Source organism: Bacillus sp. 05T22 (genome assembly GCF_056396765.1).
This window is the reverse complement of record NZ_JBFTMC010000235.1, coordinates 1-1,650: the sequence shown is the minus strand read 5'-3', so window position 1 is coordinate 1,650 and position 1,650 is coordinate 1. Positions and strand designations below refer to the sequence as shown.

Genomic DNA, 1,650 nt, shown 5'->3' with positions numbered 1-1,650 from the left:
CACATCCATCAACTTAAGGATTTAGACTATTCTTGAAGTTAAAAGCACGTTACTATTCTCTTATGTTAATGAGAAAGGGTGACGTGCTTTTTATGAATATGCATCAAAAACAAGAGTTGTCTTTATTTGCCGAAGAGTTATATCGCTATATGTCTCCTGCTACACTTAATCAATTAGCTATAGAAGCAGGCGGAATGAAACGAAAACGTAAGTGCCATGGGCACCATTTTTTATCTTTGTGTGTATGGTTAAATCAACAAATCGCTACTACCTCTCTTACTCAACTTTGTAGTCAATTAGAAACTTCAACAGGAATTTTATTAAGTCCTGAGGGACTTAATCGGCGATTTAACTCGGCTTCTGTAGCCTTCTTTCGAACTGTATTTACTACACTTCTACAAGCTAAAATTGGGGGATTATCTAAGATTTCTCATGCTCTTTCTACTTACTTTGAGCGTATTCTTATCCTTGATTCTACAACATTTCAAGTGCCGGATCGATTTGCATCTACTTATCCTGGTGCCRGAGGATGTAGTCATAAAGCTGGTGTAAAAATTCAACTGGAGTATGACTTGTTGAGTGGAGAATTTTCTGATGTGAAAATTGAACCAGGAAAACGAAGTGATCAAGCGTATGGTGCGACTCGAACAGKTATGGCACAAAAGAATGAACTATATATTCGTGACTTAGGATATTTTCGTTTACAAGACTTTAAGTCTATTCAAGATAAGCAAGGATATTATTTATCACGTCTTAAGTTACCAACTAAGATATATAGAAAGGAATTCGAAACAGTCATATTTAAAACAAAACCCGCTCAACTGAGGCCGGTATATATACAAATTCATTTGGAAGACATTATGAACCAATTACAACCTGGCCAAGTGTATGAATTACATGATGTATATGTAGGGAGCAAAGACAAACTACCTACTCGCATTGTGGTTTATAAATGTACGGAGGAGCAAAAACAAAAACGCCTACGTGATCGAGCTATTCGTGAAAAGAAAAAAGGAATTACATATACAGAGCGTACGAAACTTTTACAAGGAATTACGGTATATATGACAAACATTCCTACGGAATGGGTACCAAAAGAGAAAATCTATGATTTATATTCACTACGTTGGCAAATTGAACTGTTATTTAAAATATGGAAATCCTGGTTTCAAATTCATCGTTGTAAATCTATTAAACAAGAGCGATTAGAATGTCATCTTTATGGACAACTCATTAGTATCCTATTATGTTCTTCTACAATGTTTAAGATGAGAGAACTCCTATTACGTAAGAAACAGAAAGAGCTAAGTGAATATAAAGCGATGTACATAATTAAAGATTATTTTTCACTTTTTCACCAAGCATTACACAAAAACACCCAAGAGCTATCAAAGGTTCTCCTTCGTCTGTTTAACCTCCTACAGCGCAACGGACGAAAATCTCATCGATACGAGAAAAAGACAGTCTTTGACATTTTGGGTGTTGTGTATGAGTATACCACTTCTACTCATCAGGTAGCATAGTAAAAAAATTCAAACCCGTCAGGGTTTATTTGATATGCCTACTTTTATAACATCTATAAACGATAATAAAATATTACGTGAAAAGACCCCATTTTGTATAAAAATATACCTTAAGTTGATGGATGTG

General features: G+C 34.8%; 1 protein-coding gene. It reads left to right on the top strand.

The annotated features are described in order from the left end of the window. Positions 1 to 92: 92 nt before the first annotated feature. Complete coding sequence (locus AC1DIT_RS28060) at positions 93 to 1,523, top strand: IS4 family transposase (protein ID WP_476998597.1); 1,431 nt, start codon at positions 93 to 95, stop codon at positions 1,521 to 1,523. Positions 1,524 to 1,650 lie beyond the last annotated feature (127 nt).